Source organism: Citrobacter sp. R56 (genome assembly GCF_016811995.1).
Taxonomy (GTDB): Bacteria; Pseudomonadota; Gammaproteobacteria; order Enterobacterales; family Enterobacteriaceae; genus Citrobacter_D; species Citrobacter_D enshiensis.
The window spans coordinates 2522741-2547965 of record NZ_CP069159.1 but is presented as its reverse complement, the minus strand read 5'-3'; the positions used below and the strand labels follow the sequence as shown (position 1 = coordinate 2547965).

General features: G+C 52.4%; 23 protein-coding genes and 1 other RNA gene. 17 read left to right on the top strand and 7 right to left on the bottom strand.

The features are described 5' to 3' along the window. Window positions 1–37: 37 nt before the first annotated feature. The 5 genes from JM656_RS12080 (at window position 38) to selO (ending at window position 4410) form a co-directional block, all read left to right on the top strand. The gene (locus tag JM656_RS12080; RefSeq protein ID WP_203358003.1) at window positions 38–589 is read left to right on the top strand and encodes a glutathione peroxidase; all 552 of its coding nucleotides are present in this window, start codon (window positions 38–40) and stop codon (window positions 587–589) included. Continuing rightward, the gene (btuD, locus tag JM656_RS12075) at window positions 589–1338 is read left to right on the top strand and encodes a vitamin B12 ABC transporter ATP-binding protein BtuD (RefSeq protein WP_203358002.1); all 750 of its coding nucleotides are present in this window, start codon (window positions 589–591) and stop codon (window positions 1336–1338) included. The genes JM656_RS12080 and btuD overlap by 1 nt, the downstream gene beginning before the upstream one ends. A gap of 75 nt (window positions 1339–1413) precedes the next feature. Then, the gene (locus JM656_RS12070) at window positions 1414–1878 is read left to right on the top strand and encodes an NlpC/P60 family protein (RefSeq protein ID WP_203358001.1); all 465 of its coding nucleotides are present in this window, start codon (window positions 1414–1416) and stop codon (window positions 1876–1878) included. A 314-nt stretch (window positions 1879–2192) separates the two neighbouring features. Next, window positions 2193–2906 carry an EAL domain-containing protein gene (locus JM656_RS12065; RefSeq protein WP_203358000.1) on the top strand — a complete coding sequence of 238 codons (714 nt, stop codon included), beginning with the start codon at window positions 2193–2195 and terminating at the stop codon, window positions 2904–2906. A gap of 61 nt (window positions 2907–2967) precedes the next feature. Further along, window positions 2968–4410 carry a protein adenylyltransferase SelO gene (selO, locus tag JM656_RS12060; RefSeq protein WP_203357999.1) on the top strand — a complete coding sequence of 481 codons (1443 nt, stop codon included), beginning with the start codon at window positions 2968–2970 and terminating at the stop codon, window positions 4408–4410. A gap of 6 nt (window positions 4411–4416) precedes the next feature. On the opposite strand, the gene hemP is transcribed toward selO, so the two are convergent. The 3 genes from hemP to ppsR all read right to left on the bottom strand — a co-directional run bounded on the left by hemP (window position 4417) and on the right by ppsR (window position 6813). Next, complete coding sequence (hemP, locus tag JM656_RS12055) at window positions 4417–4608, bottom strand: hemin uptake protein HemP (RefSeq protein WP_203357998.1); 192 nt, start codon at window positions 4606–4608, stop codon at window positions 4417–4419. 169 nt (window positions 4609–4777) lie between these two features. Continuing rightward, window positions 4778–5824, bottom strand: coding sequence for a 3-deoxy-7-phosphoheptulonate synthase AroH (gene aroH, locus JM656_RS12050; RefSeq protein WP_203357997.1), 1047 nt, complete (start codon window positions 5822–5824; stop codon window positions 4778–4780). Window positions 5825–5979: 155 nt separating this feature from the next. After that, window positions 5980–6813, bottom strand: a complete 834-nt coding sequence (gene ppsR, locus JM656_RS12045; protein ID WP_203357996.1) for a posphoenolpyruvate synthetase regulatory kinase/phosphorylase PpsR — start codon at window positions 6811–6813, stop codon at window positions 5980–5982. A 335-nt stretch (window positions 6814–7148) separates the two neighbouring features. On the opposite strand from ppsR, the gene ppsA reads away from it, so the two are divergent. After that, window positions 7149–9527, top strand: a complete 2379-nt coding sequence (ppsA, locus tag JM656_RS12040) for a phosphoenolpyruvate synthase (RefSeq protein WP_203357995.1) — start codon at window positions 7149–7151, stop codon at window positions 9525–9527. A 64-nt stretch (window positions 9528–9591) separates the two neighbouring features. Here the strand turns inward: ppsA and aroD are convergent, their stop codons facing one another. The 3 genes from aroD to ydiK form a co-directional block, all read right to left on the bottom strand. Continuing rightward, window positions 9592–10344 carry a type I 3-dehydroquinate dehydratase gene (gene aroD / locus JM656_RS12035; RefSeq protein ID WP_203357994.1) on the bottom strand — a complete coding sequence of 251 codons (753 nt, stop codon included), beginning with the start codon at window positions 10342–10344 and terminating at the stop codon, window positions 9592–9594. A 126-nt stretch (window positions 10345–10470) separates the two neighbouring features. Then, an RNA gene (gene rprA, locus JM656_RS12030) (antisense sRNA RprA) lies at window positions 10471–10578 on the bottom strand. A 265-nt stretch (window positions 10579–10843) separates the two neighbouring features. After that, complete coding sequence (gene ydiK, locus JM656_RS12025; RefSeq protein WP_203357993.1) at window positions 10844–11956, bottom strand: AI-2E family transporter YdiK; 1113 nt, start codon at window positions 11954–11956, stop codon at window positions 10844–10846. A 302-nt stretch (window positions 11957–12258) separates the two neighbouring features. Here ydiK and JM656_RS12020 point away from each other — a divergent pair, with 302 nt between their 5' ends. From JM656_RS12020 to JM656_RS12010, 3 genes are all read left to right on the top strand, one after another. Continuing rightward, window positions 12259–15315: an FAD-binding and (Fe-S)-binding domain-containing protein gene (locus tag JM656_RS12020; protein WP_203357992.1), complete on the top strand. Its 3057-nt coding sequence runs from the start codon at window positions 12259–12261 to the stop codon at window positions 15313–15315. Continuing rightward, window positions 15312–15722 (top strand): 1,4-dihydroxy-2-naphthoyl-CoA hydrolase, encoded by a 411-nt coding sequence (menI, locus tag JM656_RS12015; protein WP_203357991.1) that lies wholly within the window; start codon window positions 15312–15314, stop codon window positions 15720–15722. The genes JM656_RS12020 and menI overlap by 4 nt, the downstream gene beginning before the upstream one ends. A 99-nt stretch (window positions 15723–15821) precedes the next feature. Further along, window positions 15822–16010 (top strand): YdiH family protein, encoded by a 189-nt coding sequence (locus tag JM656_RS12010; RefSeq protein WP_203357990.1) that lies wholly within the window; start codon window positions 15822–15824, stop codon window positions 16008–16010. Between the two features lie 83 nt (window positions 16011–16093). On the opposite strand, the gene JM656_RS12005 is transcribed toward JM656_RS12010, so the two are convergent. Beyond that, window positions 16094–16945, bottom strand: a complete 852-nt coding sequence (locus JM656_RS12005) for a Vmh family MBL fold metallo-hydrolase (protein WP_203357989.1) — start codon at window positions 16943–16945, stop codon at window positions 16094–16096. A 124-nt stretch (window positions 16946–17069) separates the two neighbouring features. Here JM656_RS12005 and JM656_RS12000 point away from each other — a divergent pair, with 124 nt between their 5' ends. The 8 genes from JM656_RS12000 to JM656_RS11965 all read left to right on the top strand — a co-directional run bounded on the left by JM656_RS12000 (window position 17070) and on the right by JM656_RS11965 (window position 25200). After that, complete coding sequence (locus tag JM656_RS12000) at window positions 17070–17945, top strand: LysR family transcriptional regulator (protein WP_203357988.1); 876 nt, start codon at window positions 17070–17072, stop codon at window positions 17943–17945. A 638-nt stretch (window positions 17946–18583) separates the two neighbouring features. After that, window positions 18584–18952, top strand: coding sequence for a Fe-S cluster assembly scaffold SufA (gene sufA / locus JM656_RS11995; protein ID WP_203357987.1), 369 nt, complete (start codon window positions 18584–18586; stop codon window positions 18950–18952). Between the two features lie 8 nt (window positions 18953–18960). Beyond that, entirely contained in the window at window positions 18961–20448 is a 1488-nt protein-coding gene (gene sufB, locus JM656_RS11990; RefSeq protein WP_192612063.1) for a Fe-S cluster assembly protein SufB, read from the top strand. A gap of 9 nt (window positions 20449–20457) precedes the next feature. Further along, entirely contained in the window at window positions 20458–21204 is a 747-nt protein-coding gene (gene sufC / locus JM656_RS11985; protein WP_203357986.1) for a Fe-S cluster assembly ATPase SufC, read from the top strand. After that, window positions 21179–22450 (top strand): Fe-S cluster assembly protein SufD, encoded by a 1272-nt coding sequence (gene sufD, locus JM656_RS11980; protein WP_203357985.1) that lies wholly within the window; start codon window positions 21179–21181, stop codon window positions 22448–22450. Before sufC ends, sufD begins: the two co-directional genes overlap by 26 nt. Next, entirely contained in the window at window positions 22447–23667 is a 1221-nt protein-coding gene (gene sufS / locus JM656_RS11975; RefSeq protein WP_203357984.1) for a cysteine desulfurase SufS, read from the top strand. The genes sufD and sufS overlap by 4 nt, the downstream gene beginning before the upstream one ends. Before the next feature lie 12 nt (window positions 23668–23679). Beyond that, complete coding sequence (gene sufE, locus JM656_RS11970) at window positions 23680–24096, top strand: cysteine desulfuration protein SufE (RefSeq protein WP_203357983.1); 417 nt, start codon at window positions 23680–23682, stop codon at window positions 24094–24096. 99 nt (window positions 24097–24195) lie between these two features. Continuing rightward, the gene (locus JM656_RS11965) at window positions 24196–25200 is read left to right on the top strand and encodes a L,D-transpeptidase family protein (RefSeq protein WP_203357982.1); all 1005 of its coding nucleotides are present in this window, start codon (window positions 24196–24198) and stop codon (window positions 25198–25200) included. Window positions 25201–25225 lie beyond the last annotated feature (25 nt).

The following is a 25225-nucleotide window of genomic DNA, read 5'->3' as shown; positions in this document are numbered from 1 at the left end:
TGTTCAATACTCATTCGTCTGTTACCCGGGAGACGTTATGCAAAAGACCATTCTCAACACTCAAGTGACAAGCATCGACGGCGAGGAGATCTCGCTTGCGAAATATGCCGGAAATGTACTGCTGATCGTTAACGTGGCGTCAAAATGCGGTTTAACGCCGCAGTATGAACAACTGGAAAACCTGCAAAAAACCTGGGGCGAACGTGGATTTGCCGTGTTGGGTTTTCCGTGCAACCAGTTCCTCGGGCAGGAACCGGGCAGCGAAGATGAGATCAAAACGTATTGCGCCACGACCTGGGGCGTGACGTTCCCGATGTTCAGCAAAATTGATGTCAATGGCGACGACCGCCACCCTTTGTACCAAAAATTGGTCGCTGCCGCGCCTACGGCCATTGCCCCGCAGGCGAGCGCTTTTTACGAGCGGATGGTCAGCAAAGGTCGTGCGCCGCTGTATCCTGACGATATTTTGTGGAACTTTGAGAAGTTTTTAGTGGGCAGGGATGGACACGTCGTGCAACGTTTTTCACCCGACATGACGCCTGACGATCCCATTGTCATGGAAAGTATCAAACTGGCGTTGGAGAAATAATGTCTCCGTTAATGCAGTTACAGGACGTGGCTGAAAGCTCCCGGCTTGGTCCACTTTCAGGTTCGATCAAAGCTGGCGAAATCTTACACCTTGTCGGACCTAACGGGGCGGGGAAAAGCACACTGCTGGCGCGGATGGCAGGCCTGACCAGCGGTGCCGGAACTGTCGTATTTGGCGGTACGGCGCTGGAATCCTGGCCTGCCGCAAAGCTTGCCCAACATCGTGCTTACCTTGCGCAACAGCAAAATCCCCCTTTTGCCATGCCTGTCTGGCATTACCTGACGCTTCATCAGCCCGATAAAACACGAACCGATCTGCTGAAAGAGGTGGCAGAGGCACTCGGATTGGGCGATAAACTGGACCGGGGCACGAATCAACTCTCCGGCGGCGAGTGGCAACGTGTCCGTCTTGCGGCGGTAATGCTACAAATTTCACCAGATTCTAATCCTCACGGGCAATTATTGCTTCTGGACGAACCGATGAACAGTCTGGACGTTGCGCAACAAAACGCACTGGACCGACTGCTCAGTCGGCTTTGCCTTCAGGGAATTGCTGTCGTGATGAGTAGCCATGATCTTAACCACACGCTACGTCACGCGCATCAGGCGTGGCTGTTGAAACGTGGGGCGTTGATTGCCTGTGGGCCGCGTGAAGAGGTGCTGACACCGCCCAATTTAGCCCGTGCGTATGGGTTAAACTTTCGGCGGCTTGATGTGGAAGGCCACAGAATGCTCATATCAACCACTTAAGTTAAATGGTTTCTTGAAAATAAGGCGCTTTCCACGCTATATAGATATAAAAATAAAAAAGAGGATTCGTCCTGAATGCGTTTTTGGTTCCTTCTTATCGCAGCACTGGTGTTAGCTGGGTGTAGTAGCCATCGCGCTCCTGCGCCAAATGCCAGACTTTCGGATTCCATTACGGTGATCGCGGGTCTCAATGATCAGTTACAGAACTGGCGCGGAACACCGTACCGTTATGGCGGAATGAGCCGTAGTGGTGTGGACTGTTCAGGGTTTGTGTTGATGACGATGCGTGACCAGTTCTCTCTGCAACTGCCGCGAGATACCCGACAACAGTCCAAAATTGGTACGGAAATCGACAAAGATGATCTCCTGCCCGGCGATCTGGTTTTCTTTAAAACCGGTTCGGGTGAGAGTGGTTTGCATGTCGGTATCTATGACACCAATAATCAATTTATCCATGCGTCGACCAGTCGAGGGGTGATGCGTTCGTCTCTCGACAATGTCTACTGGCGCAAAAATTTTTGGCAGGCCCGAAGAATTTAATCATACGGATGGCAAGGTTTTCCTGGCTTATCATCCGTATTTAAAAATGGAATTTTGCGATTAATGACATAAGGCTGGCTTCCTGATAACCATACTATTCATGAAAGTAATGTGGTTAGCGTAAATTCGCGCGCATCTCATGAAAAAGTGTAAAACTGGATATTGGTTTATAATCAGGATAAGCTAAAAAAAGGACCCGGTTTACCGGATAAAAAGGATAAAATGAAAGCACCCCCATTAGTCTCTGAAATGATGTCGTTTTCCATCCGTTGTTACAGGATGCCGGATTACACCCAAACAGCGGGGCTGGCACAATGATTGTTTCACTGGATAATTCCTATCACTCCGATCTCTTGTTTCTGCCCGCGCGGAGTGTAAAAGGGGATCTTGTCGGTTTAGAAATCATTGCAAACTTTGTCAGTGACGATGGCTCTGTACGTATGCCGACAGAGCTGGTCATACCCCGACTGTCGGCTGAAGAACAGTGCTGTTTATTCGAAGAAAAACTCTCACTGATTGAAACGTGCCAACATTTTTTTATTCAACAAAAATTGAATGCCTGGATTAAATTAACACCAGCGGTGGTTGACGCATTAATATATGACGACCAGTTTAACGCGCGTGTTAAGCGATTTTCATTTCTTGAATTAATGATTAATGAAAATTACCCTGAATTAAATCGTGGAAAAGAAAATCCAAAGCTGGTGAAATTAGCGGCGCGGTTTCCACTCATACTGGCTAATTTTGGTGCGGGTGATTCTTCGATGAAAGCCATTTTTGACGGTCTTTTCAAACGGGTTGCGCTGGATAAAAGTTTTGTTCAGCACAGAGCAATGAGCATTTCATTTGAACCGTTTATGCAGGCTATTGTTTCGCAAATATCATCCTGTTGTGATTCCGTTATAATTGCGGGTATCGATACGGAAGAGATGAAGGCCCGCGTAACCCCTTTAGGTTTCAGCGTATTGCAGGGCTGCTTGTGGTCAGCCGTATCGGTCGGTCAGATAACGACTCTGGTACAGCGATAACCCTTCTATTTGCTGGTGTTTAAGACGGTAGTAACCGACTACACTACAAACAGGAGGCCCTATGACCCTGTCTTTTACCGCCCGCTGGCGCGATGAGTTGCCGGCAACGTATACCGCTCTTTCCCCAACTCCCCTGAGCAATGCCCGTGTGATTTGGCATAATGATGCTTTGGCACAACAGCTTGATATTCCAGCCTCACTTTTTGATGTTGAACGTGGAGCGGGTGTCTGGGGTGGTGAATCTTTACTTCCCGGTATGTCGCCTCTGGCCCAGGTCTACAGCGGACATCAGTTTGGTGTCTGGGCGGGGCAACTTGGCGACGGACGCGGCATTCTGCTGGGAGAACAACTCCTGCCCGATGGCACGACGCTTGACTGGCATCTGAAAGGCGCGGGTTTAACCCCGTATTCGCGAATGGGCGATGGGCGAGCCGTACTGCGCTCTACGATCAGAGAAAGTCTGGCCAGTGAGGCCATGCATTACCTGGGGATCCCAACGACCCGTGCGTTGTCGATTGTGACCAGCGATTCCCCGGTTTACCGGGAAACGCCGGAAACCGGTGCAATGTTGATGCGTCTGGCGCAAAGCCATATGCGTTTCGGCCATTTTGAACACTTCTATTATCGCCGTGAACCTGAAAAAGTGCGCCAGTTGGCTGATTTTGCGATTCGCCACTACTGGCCCCAATTGCAGGGTGAAGAGGATAAATACACGCTCTGGTTTCGGGATGTGGTGTCGCGTACGGCGACGCTTATCGCTGACTGGCAGACCGTGGGATTTGCCCATGGCGTGATGAATACCGACAACATGTCTATCCTGGGGTTGACGATAGATTATGGCCCGTTTGGTTTTCTGGATGATTATCAGCCTGGGTTGATTTGCAATCATTCCGACCATTTGGGGCGCTACAGCTTTGAAAACCAACCCGCAGTGGGGCTCTGGAACTTACAACGACTGGCGCAGACGCTTTCTCCGTTTATGTCGGTTGAGACGCTCAATGATGCGCTGGATGGCTATCAACTGGCCCTGTTGACGCGTTACGGCCAACGGATGCGGCAAAAGCTGGGATTCTTTAGCGAACAGAAAGACGACAATGCGTTACTCAACGCTTTGTTCAGCCTGATGGCGCGCGAGGGAAGCGACTATACTCGAACATTCAGAATGTTGAGCCAGACAGAGCAGCAAAGCGCGGTATCTCCGCTGCGTGATGAGTTTGTTGACCGCGCTGCCTTTGACGAGTGGTTCACACAGTATCGCGCTCGCCTGCAACGGGAACAGGTTGATGATGCATTGCGTCAGCAACACATGCAGCGCGCCAACCCTGCGGTGGTGCTGCGTAACTGGTTGGCCCAACGTGCTATCGAGAATGCGGAACGTGGGGATACGCGCAAATTGCACCAACTGCATCAGGTACTGCGCACACCGTTTACCGACAGAGATGATGACTATGTCAGCCGTCCTCCCGACTGGGGAAAACGGCTGGAAGTCAGTTGCTCAAGCTAAAACGGCTTATTTGGTCAGGAGGAGCTTACCGGCGTTTGTTTTACGCAGCAGATACTCCTGACCATCATGATCGATAATCACTTTTCCTTGTGGGCCTAATAACGTCTGACTGCTGATCCGCCGTTCCGTATCATTGGGGGGAGGGACGCTGCTCTTTTCCTTAGAATGAGGTGACTCGGTGCGATCCATACGTGACATAGCGTTCATTAATAAAAATCAATTTAACAATGATTATTATTATCAATAATATGGGCAGTAACGGCAAGTGTTAAATGGGGTCGTTGCCTGTTGATGCAGAACGAAGATGGCGATGCGCGAGATGAGGATGAGAAAGGAAGCGCCCATCCCCGAAGGAATGGGCTATAGATCAAAAACGGCACTCCACGGCGGAGGCTAATTTTTCCAGCAACAGTTCGGTGTCTTCCCAGTTCAGGCAGGGGTCGGTAATCGACTGACCGTACACCAGCGGTTGACCGCTAACGATTTTCTGCGTGCCTTCACGCAAGAAACTTTCGGCCATGACCCCGGCAATCGCGGTGGAACCGTTACGAATTTGCTGGCAAACGTCATCACACACGTCCAGCTGGCGGCGGTGCTGCTTCTGGCAGTTGCCGTGACTAAAGTCCACCACCAGATGTTCCGGCAGATCAAACTCGTGCAAGGTGTCGCAGGCGGCGGCAATATCTTCAGCGTGGTAATTGGGCTTTTTACCGCCACGCATAATGATATGACCATAAGGGTTGCCGCTGGTCTGATAAATGGTCATCTGGCCGGATTTATCCGGTGAAAGGAACATATGACTGGCGCGGGAGGCGCGAATGGCGTCGACGGCAATGCGCGTGTTGCCATCAGTACCGTTTTTAAATCCGACCGGGCAGGAGAGCGCGGAGGCCATTTCACGGTGGATCTGGCTCTCGGTGGTCCGTGCGCCAATGGCTCCCCAGCTGATCAGATCGGCGATAAACTGACCCGTCACCATATCAAGAAATTCAGTCGCCGTCGGTACGCCTAACTCATTGACTTTCAGCAGTAATTTTCTCGCCAGTTCAATGCCGTGGTTGACACGATAACTGCCGTTTAAATCAGGGTCGGAGATTAAGCCTTTCCAGCCAACGACGGTACGCGGCTTTTCAAAATAGGTGCGCATGACGATTTCCAGGCGCGCCTGATGTTTTGAACGCAGTGTTTGCAAACGGCTGGCGTAATCCATCGCTGCATCAAGATCGTGAATTGAGCAAGGGCCAATGATCACCAGCAGGCGGGGATCTTCACCATTCAATATTTTTTCAATCCGGCGTCGCGAGTCGGTAACGTGGCTTGCAACAGCGGACGATACGGGATGTCGTAGCGCCAATTCGGCGGGGGTGACAAGACTGTCTATACGCGCAGTACGGAGTTCGTCGGTTCTGTTCATTACATCTCTCAGAAATTTGTTGCTTCAACGGCAGGACTACCGGGAAGTGATGGGCATCACGATAAACCAATCCCTGCTGATTTCAAGTGCGAGGCGTGTCACACCTCGCAAGCTATCAGAGATGATAACGAAAATTGAATCATTGCACTAGCGCATTAGTACATTCGGCGATTCAATCCCATAATGTCGAGAATTTTAGTCGCAATTTCTTCTACCGAGTAATTGGTACTGTTCAACCACGGGATCTGGTTTTTACGATACAGCGCTTCAACTTCCGCCACTTCCATCCGACACTGGCGCAGTGAGGCATAACGGCTGTTTTCACGGCGCTCTTCGCGAATGGCCGCCAGACGTTCCGCCTCAATCGTCAAACCAAAAAGCTTGTGCTGGAGGGGTTTCAGAGACGCGGGTAACACCAGATTATCCATATCATCAGCAATAAAGGGGTAGTTTGCCGCCCGGATGCCAAACTGCATTGCCAGATAAAGACTGGTCGGCGTTTTTCCACAACGTGAGACGCCCAACAGGATCACCTGCGCCTGATCGAGGTTGCGCAACGAAATGCCGTCATCATGCGCGAGGGTGTAGTCAATGGCGGCGATGCGCGCATCATACTTATTGAGATTGCCGGGATTAAGACCGTGGGTGCGATGCGCAATCGGGGTCGGGTCAAGCTTCATTTCTTGCTGCAGCGGCGCGACCAGCGCCTGCACAATGTCCTGACAGAAACCTTCGCTTTGCAAAATGATCGCACGGATTTCAGGCAGCACAATGGAGTAGAACACCAGCGGGCGCACGCCAGTTTGCTGGTAAATCGCGTCGATCTGGTCTTTGACCGCCCTGGCGCGACTCTCATTTTCGACAAACGGCAGCGTGATGCTACTGATCGTCACGGGAAACTGCGACATGACAGCATGTCCCAGCACTTCGGCAGTAATGGCCGTACCATCAGAAATATAAAAAACATGACGATCAACAACATTATCCATTTTGTTCATCCTGAAGAGCACACATAATTCTCTGAAAGCATAAATTAAAAAAAGACAGAAGCGTATAACTCAGCTCTTATTTTATAAAATGAAACACTATTTTTATATTTACTGAAAAGTACATTTCATTTTTTGGAACTGATGTTTATACCGACAGTTTTTAGGGGGATCGCCCGTACTTCGTGGCTTTGCGCAAATGCGGAAACAATCTGAAAAAAGAAAAAATATATTTGCTTGAACGATTCACCGTTTTTTTCGGCGGGTTAAATATGCAAAGATAAATACGCAATTAAGTGTTTCCTAAACTCGTTCATTTATCACAAAAGGATTGTTCGATGTCCAACAATGGCTCGTCACCGCTGGTGCTTTGGTATAACCAACTCGGCATGAATGATGTAGACAGAGTTGGGGGCAAAAATGCCTCCCTGGGTGAAATGATTACTAACCTCTCCGGTATGGGTGTTTCAGTACCGAATGGGTTTGCGACAACCGCCGATGCGTTTGACCAATTTCTGGACCAAAGCGGCGTAAACCAGCGCATTTATGAACTGCTGGATCAAACGGATATTGACGATGTCACTGCGCTGGCGAAAGCCGGTGCGCAGATCCGCCAGTGGATTATCGACACTCCTTTCCAGCCTGAGCTGGAAAATGCCATCCGCGATGCGTACGCGCAGCTTTCTGCGGATGATGCTCACGCCTCGTTTGCGGTGCGTTCTTCCGCAACGGCAGAAGATATGCCAGACGCGTCATTTGCGGGCCAGCAGGAAACCTTCCTCAACGTTCAGGGGTTTGATGCTGTGCTGGTGGCGGTGAAACATGTCTTCGCGTCGTTGTTTAACGATCGTGCGATCTCTTACCGTGTGCATCAGGGTTATGACCACCGCGGCGTTGCGCTCTCTGCAGGCGTTCAGCGCATGGTGCGTTCAGATCTCGCCTCGTCCGGCGTGATGTTCTCCATTGATACGGAGTCAGGTTTCGACCAGGTCGTCTTCATTACGTCTGCCTGGGGTCTGGGCGAGATGGTGGTGCAGGGCGCGGTTAACCCGGATGAGTTCTACGTGCACAAACCAACGTTGGCGGCAAATCGTCCCTCCATTGTTCGTCGCACTATGGGTTCGAAAAAAATCCGTATGGTCTATGCGCCGACCCAGGAGCACGGAAAGCAGGTCAAAATTGAAGATGTGCCGCAGGAACAACGCGACATTTTCTCGCTGACCAACGAGGAAGTTCAGGAACTGGCGAAACAAGCGGTACAGATCGAGAAACATTACGGTCGCCCGATGGACATCGAATGGGCAAAAGACGGTCACACCGGCAAATTGTTCATTGTTCAGGCGCGTCCGGAAACCGTCCGCTCACGCGGTCAGGTGATGGAGCGTTACACGCTGCATGCCCAGGGCAAAATTGTTGCGGAAGGTCGTGCCATTGGCCACCGTATCGGCGCGGGCACCGTGAAGGTCATCCATGACATCAGCGAGATGAACCGTATCGAGCCGGGCGATGTGCTGGTGACTGATATGACCGACCCGGACTGGGAACCGATCATGAAAAAAGCCGCGGCGATTGTGACTAACCGTGGCGGTCGTACCTGTCATGCGGCGATCATCGCGCGTGAGCTGGGGATCCCGGCAGTGGTTGGCTGTGGCGATGCGACCGAACGCATGAAAGATGGCGATAAAGTGACCGTCTCCTGCTCTGAAGGCGACACCGGTTACGTGTATGCCGATTTACTCGACTTTAGTGTGAAAAGCTCCAGCGTCGACACCATGCCGGATCTGCCGTTGAAGATCATGATGAACGTCGGCAACCCGGATCGCGCGTTTGATTTTGCCTGTTTGCCGAACGAAGGTGTTGGCCTGGCGCGTCTCGAATTTATCATCAACCGTATGATCGGCGTGCACCCTCGTGCGCTGCTGGAGTTTGATGACCAGGACGTGAAACTGCAAAACGAAATCCGCGAAATGATGAAAGGTTTCGATTCGCCGCGTGAGTTCTACGTTGGTCGTTTGACGGAAGGCATCGCGACGCTGGGCGCCGCATTTTACCCGAAACGCGTCATCGTGCGTCTCTCTGATTTTAAATCGAACGAATACGCCAACCTGGTGGGCGGCGAACGTTATGAGCCAGAAGAAGAGAACCCGATGCTGGGCTTCCGTGGCGCTGGCCGTTATGTTTCTGACAGCTTCCGTGACTGTTTTGCGCTTGAGTGTGATGCGGTTAAACGCGTGCGCAACGACATGGGGCTGACCAACGTTGAAATCATGATCCCGTTTGTGCGTACGGTTGATCAGGCGAAAGCGGTGGTAGAAGAGCTGGAGCGTCAGGGGCTGAAACGTGGTGAAAACGGACTGAAGCTCATCATGATGTGTGAGATCCCGTCCAACGCCTTGCTGGCAGAGCAGTTCCTCGAATATTTTGACGGTTTCTCGATCGGCTCCAACGACATGACGCAGCTGACGCTGGGTCTTGACCGTGACTCCGGTGTTGTTTCTGCACTGTTCGACGAACGTAACGATGCGGTCAAAGCACTGCTGTCGATGGCGATTCGTGCAGCGAAGAAACAAGGGAAATACGTGGGCATTTGCGGTCAGGGTCCGTCCGACCACGAAGACTTTGCCGCGTGGCTGATGGAAGAGGGGATCGACAGCCTTTCGTTGAACCCGGACACCGTCGTGCAAACCTGGCTGAGCCTGGCGGAACTGAAGAAGTAAAATAGATTACGTCACGTAAATCGAGAACGGCTCCCGTAAAAAGGAGCCGTTTTTTTATGCCTTGTTAGTGCAGGAGAGCCAGGATAGCGCGTAAGTCAGTGACAGAAATTTGTCCCGGGGCTGACGCTTTTTTTACCGCGCCAAAGGTGGCGGCAGAACCAAACACCTCACCCGCAAGGCGAGAAATGACCCCTGTTTTAGCCATCGACATGGTGATGATTGGACGATCCGCATAGTTTTCATGCATATCCAGCGTGGCAGTTAGCAGTGTCAATACATCGCGCTTTGACTGAGGCATGACGGCAATTTTGGGAATATCCGCCCCCAAAGCCTGCATTTTGCGTAGCCTATTGACGATTTCGTCTGCCGCTGGCGTCTGGTGAAAATCATGGTTAGACATGACGACATAAACACCTTTTTCATGCGACCTGGCAACGAGGTCTTCTACGTGTTTATCACCGGTGTACAGTTCAATATCGATGATGTCAGCAAGCCCACTGTCTATTACCGCCAGATTGAGCGCTGTGTATTCCTCAACGGAAAGCGCCTGTTCTCCCCCTTCCTGAGCGCTACGGAAGGTAAACAGTAAGGGGATATCTCCCACTATCTGGCGAAGATGAGCCAGCACGTTCAATACAGATTGCGCAGAACCCACATCCATAAAATGGTCGGCGCGCCATTCCAGAATGTCGAAATCAGCATCGAGATAGGCTTGTGCTTCCGTCTTTATGGTGGCGATGTCCTTGCCCATCAAAGAGACAATCACTTTCGGAACGCCTTCGCCAATGACGAGATTTTTTATTGTTAACGTCTTCATTATTACCCTTCACATACCTGGTCTGCGTTACAACATGCCGCAACACCGCATCGTTTTGCAACCATAGCCCCGGGGATTTTCAACACAATGGCGAAATAAAGGGGTCAGGGGGGCATCGTCAGGGGAATAAAAAAAAGCCCATCGTGGGAGATGGGCAAAGACTACACACAGCAATTCGTTGTTTCACTCAGGGGATGTCCATGCTTATAAATCAATGTGTTGATCTATAACCGTGAGCTAATAGTAGGCATGGGGATTTTTTGCGTCGATCAGATTCGTCTCAATAGTTTAAAAGCTGTAAAGAATTTGCGACACAAAGAAGGGAAAACAGAAAGATTCAGCAACAATATTGTGTAATCAAGGGGTTGATTGATTAGTAAGTCTAAAGTATTTGGCGTTTCGGAATATCGGGACTGCCCGTCGACGCGTTGTTAACGGGCAGTTCTGCCGTGTGGCTTTACCAGAAAAATAGGCTTCGGCAACACCACACTTTTACGATCTACTTGTGGGGTTCTTCAGGTTCAGCCAGTCCTTCCAGAGCGTTGTTTGGCTCATTATCGGGAAGCGGAGCCTCGTTGACCCACGCAGAGAACAGACGCCAGGAGACGGCCAACAGCACTGGACCAATAAACAGGCCGATCATGCCAAACGCAATTAATCCGCCGATAACCCCTGAGAGGATCAGAATCAACGGCAAATCAGCGCCCATGCGAATGAGCATTGGGCGAATCACGTTATCCAGCGTACCGACCACACAACTCCACACTAGCAGCACGGTGCCCCAGGTGTTGTCGCCTGTCCAGTAGAGCCAGATGATGGAGGGAATCAGTACCGGCAGAGGCCCCAGTTGCACCAGGCAGGAGAGGATCATCAGCACGCTCAGCAGCGTGGCATAAGGCACACCGGAGATCGCCAGACCCACACCACCGAGAACCGCCTGCACCAGTGCGGTGACGACGACGCCAAGCGCCACAGCGCGAATGGCCTGCGCTGCCAGCACAACGGCCGCATCGCCACGTTTTGCCGCCAGTCGGCTGGCAAAATGGCGGACCCCTAAAGCAACCTGCTCACCGCGCCAGAACAGCAGGGCGCTAAACAGCAGCATCAGGCCACAGTGCACCATAAAACGGCCAATATGGGCTGCCTGACCGACAAACCAGGTGGTCGTGGTGCCAATATAGGGCCGGATTTTGGCCATAATCCCCGAGCCGCCCATATCCAGCAGGTTGTGCCAGGCCGCATACAATTTGCTCCCAATCAGCGGAATGCTGTTCAGCCAGGCAAGGTCGGGTAACGTCATGTCACCGGCGCTCATGGCGTGGATCAACGGACCGCTGCCGTCGACGATGCTGTTCACCAACAGCGCAATGGGGATCACAAACAGCAAAACCAACAGGAGCGTCATCACCAGAACGGCGAGAGAGCGGCGGCCCCAGAGCAGTTTTTGCAGCAGAAGTAAAACAGGCCAGGTGGCGATCACCACGGTGCCAGCCCAGGCAAAGCCAAGGATAAAGGGTTGTACAATCCACAGACATGCCACAATCATGATGACCAAAAACAGCGCCGATAGCAGCACTTGCGCGATATCCCTTGGCTGACGAATGTTTTCCATAAATACTTTTCACCTTTTCTGTACGTCAGAACGTTGACGTGATCTGAACACGCGAATCACTCGTATATAATAATGAGCAATTTCAGCGGTTTTTGACAGGGTGATTCTGCCTGTAATTCTGCTGAGCGCATATGAAAAAAATGTGATACAACAAATAGTGCAACACGCAAACGATTAGGTGCCGCCCTGTAAGGCTATTTTATTTACCGTTATGAAGCTGAACAGTCTCTCATTGTCTGTAAAGTAGCCATTAGCGGGACAGGCCCAGAGTCCACAACACAGACCGCAGGAAAGGGTCAATAATGATTCCACAAATTTCTCAGGCACCCGGCGTCGTTCAGCTGGTGCTCAACTTTTTGCATGCACTGGAACAGCAAGGGTTTACGGGGGATACGGCGACCAGTTACGCCGATCGCCTCACAATGTCGACAGATAACAGTATCTATCAACTTCTGCCGGATGCGGTTCTTTTCCCCCGTTCAACGGCAGATGTGGCGCTGCTAGCCCGCCTGGCGGCAGAACCGCGATTCACCTCTCTTGTCTTTACCCCCCGCGGCGGCGGCACCGGCACCAACGGTCAGGCGCTGAATCAGGGCATTATCGTTGATATGTCGCGCTACATGAGCCGTATCATTGAGATCAACCCGGAAGAAGGGTGGGTACGGGTGGAAGCCGGCGTGATCAAAGACCAGTTGAACCAGTATCTGAAACCTTATGGCTATTTCTTTGCTCCGGAGTTGTCGACCAGTAACCGGGCGACGCTGGGGGGGATGATTAATACCGATGCATCCGGTCAGGGATCGCTGGTGTACGGCAAAACCTCTGACCATGTTCTTGGCGTGCGGGCAGTGCTACTGGGGGGCGACATTCTCGACACTCAGGCACTTCCCGTCGAACTTGCTGAGACGCTAGGTAAAAGCAATACGACGATAGGGCGTATCTACCATACGGTCTATCAGCGCTGCCGTGAAAACCGTCAGTTGATTATCGATAAGTTCCCGAAGCTGAACCGGTTTTTAACGGGCTACGATTTACGTCATGTCTTTAATGATGAGATGACGGAGTTTGATTTAACGCGCGTCCTGACCGGTTCTGAAGGAACGCTTGCCTTCATCACCGAAGCGCGTCTGGATATCACCCCACTGCCCAAAGTTCGCCGTCTGGTGAATGTGAAATATGACTCTTTCGATTCTGCGCTCCGCAATGCGTCGTTTATGGTTGAGGCGCGGGCGCTGTCGGTCGAAACCGTTGATTCTAAAGTGCTCAACCTCGCGCGGGAGGACATTGTCTGGCATTCCGTCAGTGAACTCATCACCGATGTGCCGGACAAAGAGATGTTGGGTCTGAACATCGTCGAATTTGCGGGGGATGACGAGGCGTTGATTGACGCGCAGATTGAGGCGCTGTGCGAGCGACTTGACGGCTTGATTGCCGGGCAACAGGCTGGCGTGATCGGCTGGCAGCTGTGTACTGAACTGGCGGGTGTCGAGCGTATCTACGCGATGCGTAAAAAAGCGGTGGGTTTGTTGGGGAATGCCAAAGGTGCGGCAAAACCGATTCCTTTTGCCGAAGATACCTGCGTGCCGCCAGAACATCTTGCTGATTACATTGCTGAATTCCGTGCTTTGCTCGACAGCCACGGCCTGAGCTATGGCATGTTTGGTCACGTTGACGCTGGGGTGTTGCACGTTCGACCTGCCCTGGATATGTGCGACCCGCAGCAAGAGATTCTGATGAAGCAAATCTCTGACGACGTGGTGGCGCTGACGGCAAAATATGGCGGTCTGTTATGGGGTGAGCACGGGAAAGGTTTCCGCGCCGAGTACAGCCCGGCATTTTTTGGCGAGCAACTGTACAGTGAACTGCGCAACGTGAAAGCGGCGTTCGACCCGCAAAACCGACTGAACCCAGGGAAGATTTGCCCGCCTGCAGGTGTTGATGCACCGATGATGAAAGTGGATGCCGTGAAGCGCGGCACCTACGATCGCCAGATCCCGTTCGCGGTGAGACAAGAGTGGCGTGGGGCGATGGAGTGTAACGGCAACGGGCTGTGCTTTAACTTTGATGCCAAAAGTCCGATGTGTCCGTCGATGAAAATCAGTCTTAACCGTATCCACTCCCCGAAAGGGCGCGCAACGCTGGTGCGGGAATGGTTACGTCTGTTGGCTGACCGCGGTATCGATCCGGTTAAGCTGGAACACGAACTGCCGGAAAAACACGCCAGTTTGCGGACTCTGATTGCCCGCACCCGTAATAGCTGGCATGCCCGTAAGGGCGAGTACGATTTCTCGCATGAAGTGAAAGAGGCGATGTCCGGGTGTCTGGCCTGTAAAGCCTGTTCCACGCAATGCCCGATCAAAATCGATGTACCGGAATTCCGCTCGCGTTTCCTGCAGCTCTATCACACGCGTTATCTGCGTCCTCTGCGCGACCATCTGGTGGCGACAGTGGAAACCTATGCGCCGCTGATGGCGCGGGCACCCAAAACATTCAACTTCTTTATTAATCAACCCATTGTGCGGTCGCTTTCCAAAAAACACATTGGGATGGTTGATTTGCCGTTGCTTTCTACGCCGTCGCTCCAGCAACACATGGTCGGGCATCGCAGCGCCAATATGACGCTGGAACAGCTGGAGTTGTTAAGTGTCGAGCAAAAATCCCGCACGGTGCTGGTGGTGCAGGATCCGTTCACCAGTTATTACGACGCGCAGGTGGTGGCAGATTTCGTCCGCCTGGTGGAAAAACTGGGATTGCAGCCGGTGCTGCTGCCCTTCTCGCCGAATGGCAAGGCTCAGCACATCAAAGGCTTCCTCAAACGGTTTGCAAAAACCGCGAAGAAGACGTCAGAGTTTCTCAATCGCGTGGCCGCGTTGGGGATACCGATGGTGGGCGTCGATCCGGCGCTGGTTCTGTGCTATCGCGATGAGTACAACCTGGCGCTGGGTGAACAGCGTGGTGATTTCCACGTGCAACTGGTTCATGAATGGCTGCCGAAGGTACTCGAGCCGGTACAGCCGCTGGCGGTCAGCGGTGAGCCATGGTATTTCTTCGGCCATTGTACTGAAGTGACTGCCTTACCCGGCGCACCAGCGCAGTGGGGGGCCATTTTTGCCCAATTTGGCGCCAGACTGGAAAATGTCAGCGTCGGGTGCTGCGGGATGGCGGGTACCTACGGGCACGAAGTCAAAAATCATGAGAACTCGCTGGGGATCTACGAGCTCTCATGGCGTCAGGCGATGCAGAGACTGCCGCGCAACCGCTGTCTGGCGACCGGTTATTCCTGCCGGAGCCAGGTCAAGCGTGTTGAAGGCACCGGCGTTCGCCATCCACTACAGGCATTGTTGGAGATTATTGGATGATCTGGAAACGTGAAGTTTCTCTCGACGCGCTTAATGCGATGGGAGAAGGAAACATGGTCGGACTGCTGGATATCCGATTTGAGCATATTGGTGACGATACGCTGGAGGCGACAATGCCTGTGGATCGTCGGACAAAACAGCCGTTTGGCCTGTTGCACGGCGGGGCGTCCGTTGTTCTGGCTGAAAGTATCGGTTCGGTTGCCGGCTACCTGTGTACCCAGGGTGAACAAAGGGTGGTGGGGCTGGAGGTGAATGCCAACCACATTCGTTCCGCTCGCGAAGGGCGTGTGAGGGGCGTGTGCAAAGCGCTGCATACGGGCTCGCGCCATCAGGTCTGGCAAATTGAGATCTTCGATGAACAGGGGCGCCTGTGTTGTACTTCACGTCTGACAACGGCTATTGTGTGACAACGTCACTTTAATTATCAGCCTGATTTTGCTTTTGGTCGTAATGTGCACAGTGGAAAGTGATATACTGTGCACGTTTTGAACAAAAGTGAGGATGATATGTCTACCCAATTAGACCCAAGCCAACTGGCCATTGAATTTATTCGTCGCGATAAAACCGAGCTTTCTCCCGCGCAGTATCTGAAACGTTTGAAACAACTCGAGCTGGAATTTGCCGATTTACTCGCACTTTCCTCCACTGAGCTGAAAGAAGAAATTTATTTTGCCTGGCGGCTGGGCGTGCATTGATTCCGGACCGCCTGAAAGGCGACGGCCTATAATGCCAAACAGAAAACCCCGACAGTCTCCCGCCGGGGTTATTTTTTATCTGCTCACCATGCCATTTCACCGCTGTTGACCTTCGCACTCAATTCAAGCGAACTTTCATCCGCTAACCCCGGCCAGGCGGCTTTTAACGTCTGAATCACGTACGTTGATCCCTTTTTCGCCTCCAGCGCTTTTTCGAAGGACAGAAGATAATCTTGCGTGAAACGGATTGCGCTATCGCCAGCCGGACGTTCGCCAATGTAGTGTCCTGGGATCACCTGATCCGGCTTCAGGCTCTGCATTTCATTGAGAGAGTCTCGCCATGCCGCGCGCTGTTTTGCCGATTGCGTGTCTGCCGTCCAGACGTGAATGCCGGAAGCGATGCCTGTGCCGCCCAGAATGGCACGGTTCGCAGGGATCCAGATATAGGCGGCATAATCATCCGGATGGCGGAGTTCCAGCGTTTCACCATCAATGGTGAAACGGGTGTCGTGGGTGACCGTTGGCACCGTCACCGCTGTTGGCGCGCCGTCTTTCATTTGTGGGCCCCAGAACGCCAGTTTGGCGTCTTTTGTCGCGCGAATATGGTCAACCACGTGGGGCGTCGCCAGGATCTTCACCTCTGGAAAGGCGCTGACCAGTGGTTGTAGGCCAAAGTAAAAATCCGGATCGCCGGAGGTAATCACGATGGCTTTCAGTTTTTTGCCCTTCGCCTGAATCATCTTCACCAGTTTTTCGCCGTCTTTGATGCTGAACTGCGCATCAAACAAGATGGCCTCTTTCGGGCCGGAAACCAGTGTAGAAGAGACCGGGAAAAGTCCGTTTTCTTGCGGATTATAAACATCGAGTTGAAGTGGGGCGGCGAGTAACGGCGATGCGGAAAATGACAGCAGCAGTGCCAGCGTTTTAACGTTCATGAGAGGAAGCCTTATGTAGATGATGTTGTTTTATTTACGCCCCGTATTTTAAGCAAATCGCGATCTGTTAAAATTCCTCTATCAGGACATGCTTGGTTTCGTAAAACGATCAGATGAGGGCGGAATGGACAGAGTGATGGCGGCAACGGTATTTAACCATATCTGCGATTTGGGCAGTCTGAGCGCAGCATCCCGCGCGCTGGGGATCTCAAGACCGATGGTGAGCCGCTATCTGGATGAAATGGAAAAATGGGCAGGCGCCAGACTGATCCATCGTTCATCACGGCGGTTAACGATTACCCCTGCCGGGGAAGAGGCGCTGGTGAAAACACGAACGCTGGCAAGGTTATCCCTCGATATCGCGGGGGCTGCCGGACGTGAAATCCCTTCAGGAATATTACGTGTTGCTTGCGCGCATTTTACGGCAACCCATGTTCTGGCCCCGATTCTGCCTGACTTTTTAGCGCGTTATCCGGAACTGCGCATTGAAGTTGAGATCAATAATCAACCGGTGAGTCTGGTGGGCGAACGTATTGATGTGGCGATCCGTATTACCGACAATCCTGAGCCAGGGACGATAGCCCGCCGACTGGGTGACTGTGAATCCGTCCTTTGCGCTTCACCTGATTATCTTCGCCAGCACGGAACCCCACTTACGCTTGAGGACCTGGCGCACCATAACTGTCTCTATTACAGCGGATTTGCAGGGAAATCCTGGCATTTTCTGAATGCTCAGGACGAGGCTTTATCGGTGGCTATCAAGGGAAATTTAAGTGCCGGGATCTCCTCGCTCTTATGTGAGGCCGCGCAGGCGGGAATGGGCATTGCGCTGGTGCCGGAAAAAGAGGCTCGCCTGGAGTTAGCACAGGGCGCGTTAGTGCGGCTTTTAGGGCAACTGGAGCCACGGCGACTTGCGGTGTACGGCATGTATCTTTCCCGCGATCATCAGCCAGCAGCATTGCGTTTGCTGCTTGATGCGGTGCAGGCCACAATGAGATAAACCCGATTATCAGAGCGATTCAGATGATTATTTGAGCGTCCAGGTGCTTAATATGGCTCATAAATAAAACAAACCGCAATTTGTGTTAAAAAGGCACTGCGGTGTTATGAGAGGATTCTTATGCCCCTTCAAGAGCTAAGCCAGAAATGAGTGCCGGAGATAAGCGCCGGATGGGGAAGGCGAACGGTCAGCGTTGTACCACAGCGCTGACCGTTCGCTGGTCATTTCCTCACTGTCTGTCGTTTCTCTCTTTTTCAACCCTCTTCTTTTAATCTGTTTGCCGGCGTCGTCGTCGAACGCGTCATACCTGTTCTTCCTTCTTTTCAGCACGATTCACAATGTTGGTGCTCCGCTACACCAGATACGTGCCAGTTGCGGCTATTTTATAAATAGGCATTTTCTATACATCTTTTATGATTTGACCTGCCAGAACGATAACCTCTCATTAATTCATTATTAATCAATGCATTGAACAAAATCATCGTTCCCTGTGATCCCGCGTAGCAGGGTCTATGCTTAGTTAACGTAGCCAAAAAGGGCGATTTAAACGAATGCCCCTGCGGATGAGGGGTTGAAGTGATAATCATTATCACTAACATGATGTTATGCCCTGGTGGCTCATGACATGAGGTGAACCTATGGAATTGCATTCAGGAACATTTAACCCGGACGACTTTACCTGGCGCGGATTGACGTTAACGCCCGCCGCGGCAGCGCATATTCGCGAGCTGGTTGATAAGCAACCGGGTATGCAGGGTGTGCGTTTAGGCGTGAAGCAAACCGGGTGTGCAGGGTTTGGTTATGTGCTGGCGACGGTCAGTGAACCGCACAATGACGATCTGCTGTTCGAATTCGATGGCGCGAAACTGTATGTGCCGTTACAGGCCATGCCGTTTATCGACGGAACGGAAGTCGATTATGTGCGTGAAGGATTAAATCAAATATTCAAATTTCACAACCCGAAAGCGCAGAATGAATGTGGCTGCGGCGAAAGCTTTGGGGTATAGGCGGTACTATGTCTCGTAATACTGAAGCAACCGACGATGTCAAAACCTGGACGGGCGGACACCTCAACTATAAAGAGGGGTTCTTTACCCAGTTGCAAACTGACGAGCTGGAAAAAGGCATTAATGAAGAGGTGGTGCGCGCTATTTCTGCAAAACGCCATGAGCCGGAATGGATGCTCGAATTTCGCCTCAACGCGTTTCGCGCGTGGCTTGAGATGGAGGAGCCGCACTGGCTCAAAGCGCATTACGACAAACTGAATTATCAGGAATACAGCTATTACTCAGCCCCGTCGTGCGGAAACTGCGACGACACCTGCGCCTCTGAACCCGGCGCGGTACAGCAGACAGGCGCAAATGCCTTTTTAAGCAAAGAGGTGGAGGATGCTTTCGCCCAGTTAGGGGTGCCGGTGCATGAAGGTAGCAATGTGGCGGTGGACGCCATTTTCGACTCCGTTTCTGTGGCCACCACCTACCGTGAAAAACTGGCGGAACAGGGCATCATCTTCTGTTCTTTTGGTGAAGCGATTCACGATCACCCTGAACTGGTGAGGAAATACCTCGGGACTGTGGTTCCGGGGAATGACAACTTTTTTGCGGCGCTTAACGCCGCCGTGGCGTCTGACGGTACCTTTATCTATGTGCCGAAAGGCGTGCGCTGCCCGATGGAGCTTTCCACCTATTTCCGTATTAATGCGGAAAAAACCGGCCAGTTTGAACGCACTATTCTGGTGGCGGAGGAAGGGAGCTACGTGAGTTATATCGAAGGGTGCTCTGCGCCGGTCCGCGACAGCTATCAACTGCATGCGGCGGTCGTTGAAGTGATCATCCACAAAGACGCTGAAGTGAAATATTCCACGGTGCAAAACTGGTTCCCCGGTGATAACAACACCGGCGGGATTCTGAACTTTGTGACGAAGCGCGCGCTGTGCGAAGGGGAAAATAGCAAGATGTCGTGGACCCAGTCGGAAACCGGCTCGGCCATCACCTGGAAATACCCGAGCTGCATTCTGCGCGGCGACAACTCCATCGGCGAATTCTACTCCGTCGCGTTAACCAGCGGTTATCAGCAGGCGGATACTGGCACCAAAATGATCCACATCGGCAAAAATACCCGCTCAACCATTATCTCGAAAGGGATCTCCGCGGGGCACAGCCAGAACAGTTATCGCGGGTTGGTGAAGATCATGCCAACGGCGACCAACGCACGAAACTTTACCCAGTGCGACTCTATGCTTATCGGTACGGACTGCGGTGCACACACCTTCCCGTATGTTGAGTGCCGAAATAACAGCGCCCAACTGGAGCACGAGGCGACCACCTCGCGCATTGGTGAAGACCAGTTGTTCTACTGTCTGCAACGTGGGATCAGTGAAGAAGACGCCATCTCCATGATCGTCAACGGCTTCTGTAAGGATGTCTTCTCCGAATTGCCGCTGGAGTTTGCGGTTGAAGCGCAAAAATTGCTGGCGATTAGCCTTGAACACAGCGTTGGATAAGGAAAGCTCATGTTAAGCATTAAAAATTTACAGGTCAGTGTTGAAGATAACGCGATCCTGCGGGGCGTGAATCTTGAGATCCGTCCTGGAGAGGTGCACGCCATTATGGGGCCTAATGGTTCCGGAAAGAGCACCTTATCCGCTACGCTTGCCGGACGTGAAGATTATCAAGTCACCCAGGGGCAGGTAGAGTTTAAAGGAAAAGATCTTCTTGAACTGTCGCCGGAGGCGAGGGCGGGTGAAGGGATTTTCATGGCATTCCAGTATCCGGTAGAGATCCCTGGCGTCAGTAACCAGTTCTTTTTACAAACCGCGCTCAATGCGGTGCGCAGTTACCGGGGAGAAGAGTCCCTGGATCGCTTTGATTTTCAGGATCTGATGGAAGAAAAAATGGCGCTTCTGAAGATGCCGGAAGATTTGTTAACCCGCTCCGTGAACGTGGGTTTCTCGGGCGGTGAGAAAAAGCGTAATGACATTTTGCAGATGGCTGTACTGGAGCCGGAACTGTGCATCCTTGATGAGTCTGATTCCGGGCTGGATATAGATGCGCTAAAAATTGTCGCCGATGGGGTCAACGCCCTGCGTGACGGGAAACGTGCGTTCATTATCGTTACCCACTATCAGCGAATACTCGACTATATCAAACCTGATTACGTGCACGTTTTGTATCAGGGGCGGATTGTGAAATCCGGTGATTTCACTCTGGTCAAACAACTGGAGGAGCAGGGATATGGCTGGCTTAGCGAACAGCAGTAGCGTGCTGCAACAATGGCACCGCCTGTTTGAAGCGCAGGGAGAATCGCGCTCAGAACATGCCCAGCAGCATCTGCAGCAGATGCTGCGTCTGGGATTGCCGACGCGTAAGCATGAGAACTGGAAATACACACCGCTTGAAGGATTGACCAACAGCACTTTTGTCAGCCGCGTTGCTGCGATAACCCCGGCTCAATGCGAGGCGCTGGCATTAGGCATCGATGCGGTTCGCCTGGTGTTTGTCGATGGACAATTTAGCCCGGCGCTGAGTGACAGCACAGAAGACAGCGGCTTTGAGGTCACGTTCAATGATGACCCGCAAACCTGGGTTGCCCCGATTCAGCCGGATGTGTTCCTGCATTTGACCGAAAGTCTCGCCCAACGCGGCAGCCATATTCGCGTGAAACGCCATCAACGTCCTGTGAAACCACTGCTGCTGATGCATATCACGCAAGGCGTGGACGGTGATGACGTGAATACCGCACATTATCGCCATCACCTTGACCTGGGCGACGGCGCTGAAGCAACGATTATTGAGCACTACGTCAGCCTCGATGACGCGCGTCATTTTACTGGGGCGCGCTTAACGATGAACGTCGGTGCGAATGCGCATCTGCATCACATCAAGCTGGTGTTTGAAAACCCGGTTAGCCATCATTTTGCCCATAACGATCTTCGGCTGGCTGGCGATGCCACCGCGCACAGCCACAGCTTCCTGCTAGGCGATGCCGTGCTGCGCCACAATACCAGCACGCAGCTTAACGGCGAAAATACCACCCTTAGGATTAATAGTCTGGCGATGCCGGTGAAAAATGAAGTGTGCGATACCCGGACCTGGCTGGAACACAACAAGGGCTACTGCAACAGCCGTCAGTTGCATAAAACCATCGTCAGCGATAAAGGCAGGGCGGTCTTTAATGGCGTGATCACCGTAGCGCAGCACGCGATCAAAACCGACGGACAGATGACCAATAACAACTTGCTGCTGGGGAAACTCGCTGAAGTCGATACTAAGCCGCAATTAGAAATTTATGCCGATGATGTGAAGTGCAGTCACGGGGCAACGGTAGGACGTATCGATAATGAGCAGATGTTCTACTTGCGCTCGCGGGGTATTGGGCAGCAGGATGCGCAACAGATGATCCTTTATGCATTTGCCGCAGAGCTGACGGAAGTTCTCGGTGATGATGTGCTTAAACAACAGGTGCTGGCGCGAATAGGTCTTCGCCTGCCGGGAGGCGTAGCATGAGTTTCTCCATCGAAAAAGTACGGGCGGACTTTCCTGTCCTGACGCGTGAGGTCAATGGCATGCCGTTGGCCTATCTGGACAGCGCGGCAAGTGCGCAAAAACCCAATCAGGTGATTGATGCTGAGGCCGAATTTTATCGACACGGCTATGCGGCGGTCCATCGAGGTATTCACACGCTGAGTGCGCAGGCCACGGAAAGAATGGAAAACGTACGCAAGCAGGCGTCGCTGTTTATTAATGCCCGATCCGCCGAAGAATTAGTGTTTGTTCGCGGCACAACTGAAGGCATTAACCTGGTGGCTAACAGTTGGGGCAACAGCAATATACGCGCCGGAGACAACATTATTATCAGCGAGATGGAGCACCACGCCAACATCGTGCCGTGGCAGATGCTCTGTTCGCGCGTCGGAGCGGAACTGCGGGTGATCCCGCTAAACCAGGACGGTACGTTGCAACTGGATGTTCTGGACACCCTGTTTGACGACAATACGCAGCTACTGGCGATTACGCACGTCTCCAATGTGCTGGGGACGGAGAATCCATTGCCGGAAATGATTGCGCTCGCACATCAGTACGGTGCGAAAGTGCTGGTGGATGGCGCACAGGCGGTGATGCATCACAAGGTCGATGTACAGGCGCTGGACTGCGATTTCTATGTCTTCTCCGGGCATAAATTGTATGGGCCGACGGGCATCGGCGTTTTGTATGTCAAAGAGGCGCTGTTGCAGGAAATGCCGCCGTGGGAAGGCGGCGGGTCGATGATCGCCACTGTTAGCCTGACGCAGGGAACCACCTGGGCGAAAGCCCCCTGGCGTTTTGAGGCGGGTACGCCAAATACCGGCGGCATCGTCGGACTCGGCGCGGCAATAGAGTATGTCTCGGCGCTGGGGCTCGCGAACATCAGCGAGTATGAACAGAATTTAATGCACTACGCGCTGGAGCAACTGGCTGAGGTGCCGGAACTGACGCTGTATGGCCCGGATAATCGGCTTGGCGTTATCGCGTTTAATCTCGGTAAACATCACGCCTATGATGTGGGAAGTTTTCTTGATAACTACGGCATTGCTGTGCGTACCGGGCATCATTGTGCGATGCCGCTGATGGCGTTCTATCACGTTCCCGCCATGTGCCGGGCGTCGCTGGCAATGTATAACACCCATGAAGAAGTGGATCGCCTGGCGACAGGGCTGACACGTATTCACCGTCTGCTGGGGTAACAGGGAGACACTATGGCCGCGCTACCGGATAAAGAAAAATTGTTGCGTAATTTTCAGCGTTGCGATAATTGGGAAGAGAAGTATCTGTACATCATTGAATTGGGACAGCGTCTGCCGGAATTAACGGAGCAGGATCGTAACCCCGAAAACAGCATTCAAGGGTGTCAGAGTCAGGTATGGATCGTTATGCGTCAGAATGCTGAAGGCATTATTGAGTTGCAGGGCGACAGTGATGCGGCAATTGTGAAGGGGCTTATCGGCGTTGTTTTTATTTTGTACGACCAGATGACCGCCCAGGATATTGTGAATTTTGATGTGCGACCGTGGTTTGAAAAAATGGCGCTAGCACAGCATTTAACACCTTCCCGTTCACAGGGGCTGGAGGCAATGATACGCGCTATCCGCACCAAAGCCGCCACTATTGGCTAAACTCAATAGACAGCTTTCATCCTGTTAGGCAAGGCGGTGCTTTGCTTTGTCGGACTTTCAGCCTTCTGGCTCATAGCCAGTGAATACAGGAGTTTGGGTATGAAACGCGTGTCTCTCATCACTATTACACTTTTAGGCGCTTACAGCGCCTTACAGGCAGCCTGGGCGGTGGATTATCCATTACCGCCAGCAGGAAGTCGTCTGGTTGGGCAAAATCAAACGTATACCGTTCAGGAAGGCGATAAGAATTTACAGGCGATTGCCCGGCGTTTCGATACCGCCGCGATGCTGATCCTGGAAGCGAATAACACTATTGCTCCCGTTCCTAAAGCCGGAACGCTGATTACAATCCCCTCTCAATTGTTATTACCGGATGCGCCGCGCGAAGGCATCATTGTGAATCTGGCGGAACTGCGGCTCTACTATTATCCGCCAGGTGAGAACATGGTGCAGGTGTTCCCTATTGGTATTGGGTTGCAGGGGCTTGAAACACCGGTGATGGAAACCCGTGTTGGGCAAAAGATCCCTAACCCGACATGGACGCCGACGCCAGGCATCCGTAAGCGTTCTCTGGAGCGTGGTATTACGCTGCCGCCCGTGGTCCCGGCCGGGCCCAATAACCCGTTGGGACGCTATGCGCTGCGTCTGGCGCATGGTCACGGAGAGTATCTCATTCATGGTACCAGCGCGCCGGACAGCGTTGGTCTGCGAGTGAGTTCCGGCTGCATCCGCATGAATGCGCCTGACATTAAGGCCCTGTTTGCTCAGGTCAGAACAGGAACGCCGGTCAAAGTGATCAACGAACCGGTGAAATACTCCGTTGAGCCTAACGGTATACGTTATGTAGAAGTGCACCGACCGTTGTCGCCGGAAGAAGAACAAAACGTACAGACCATGCCCTATGTCTTGCCAGCGGGTTTTAGCCAGTTCAAAGCGGATAAGAATGTGGATCATGGGCTGGTAGAGAAAGCGCTGTATCGTCGCGCGGGATATCCTGTGGCCGTAACCGCCAGTCAGACACCGGTTGCGAATAATGTCTCAACGGTTGATTCTGCGCAGAATGGGAAAGCCGGGAATGATATGGAGCAGCGTGTGACGCAGTAACAGGGAAGGGTGAGTAACAGACAAA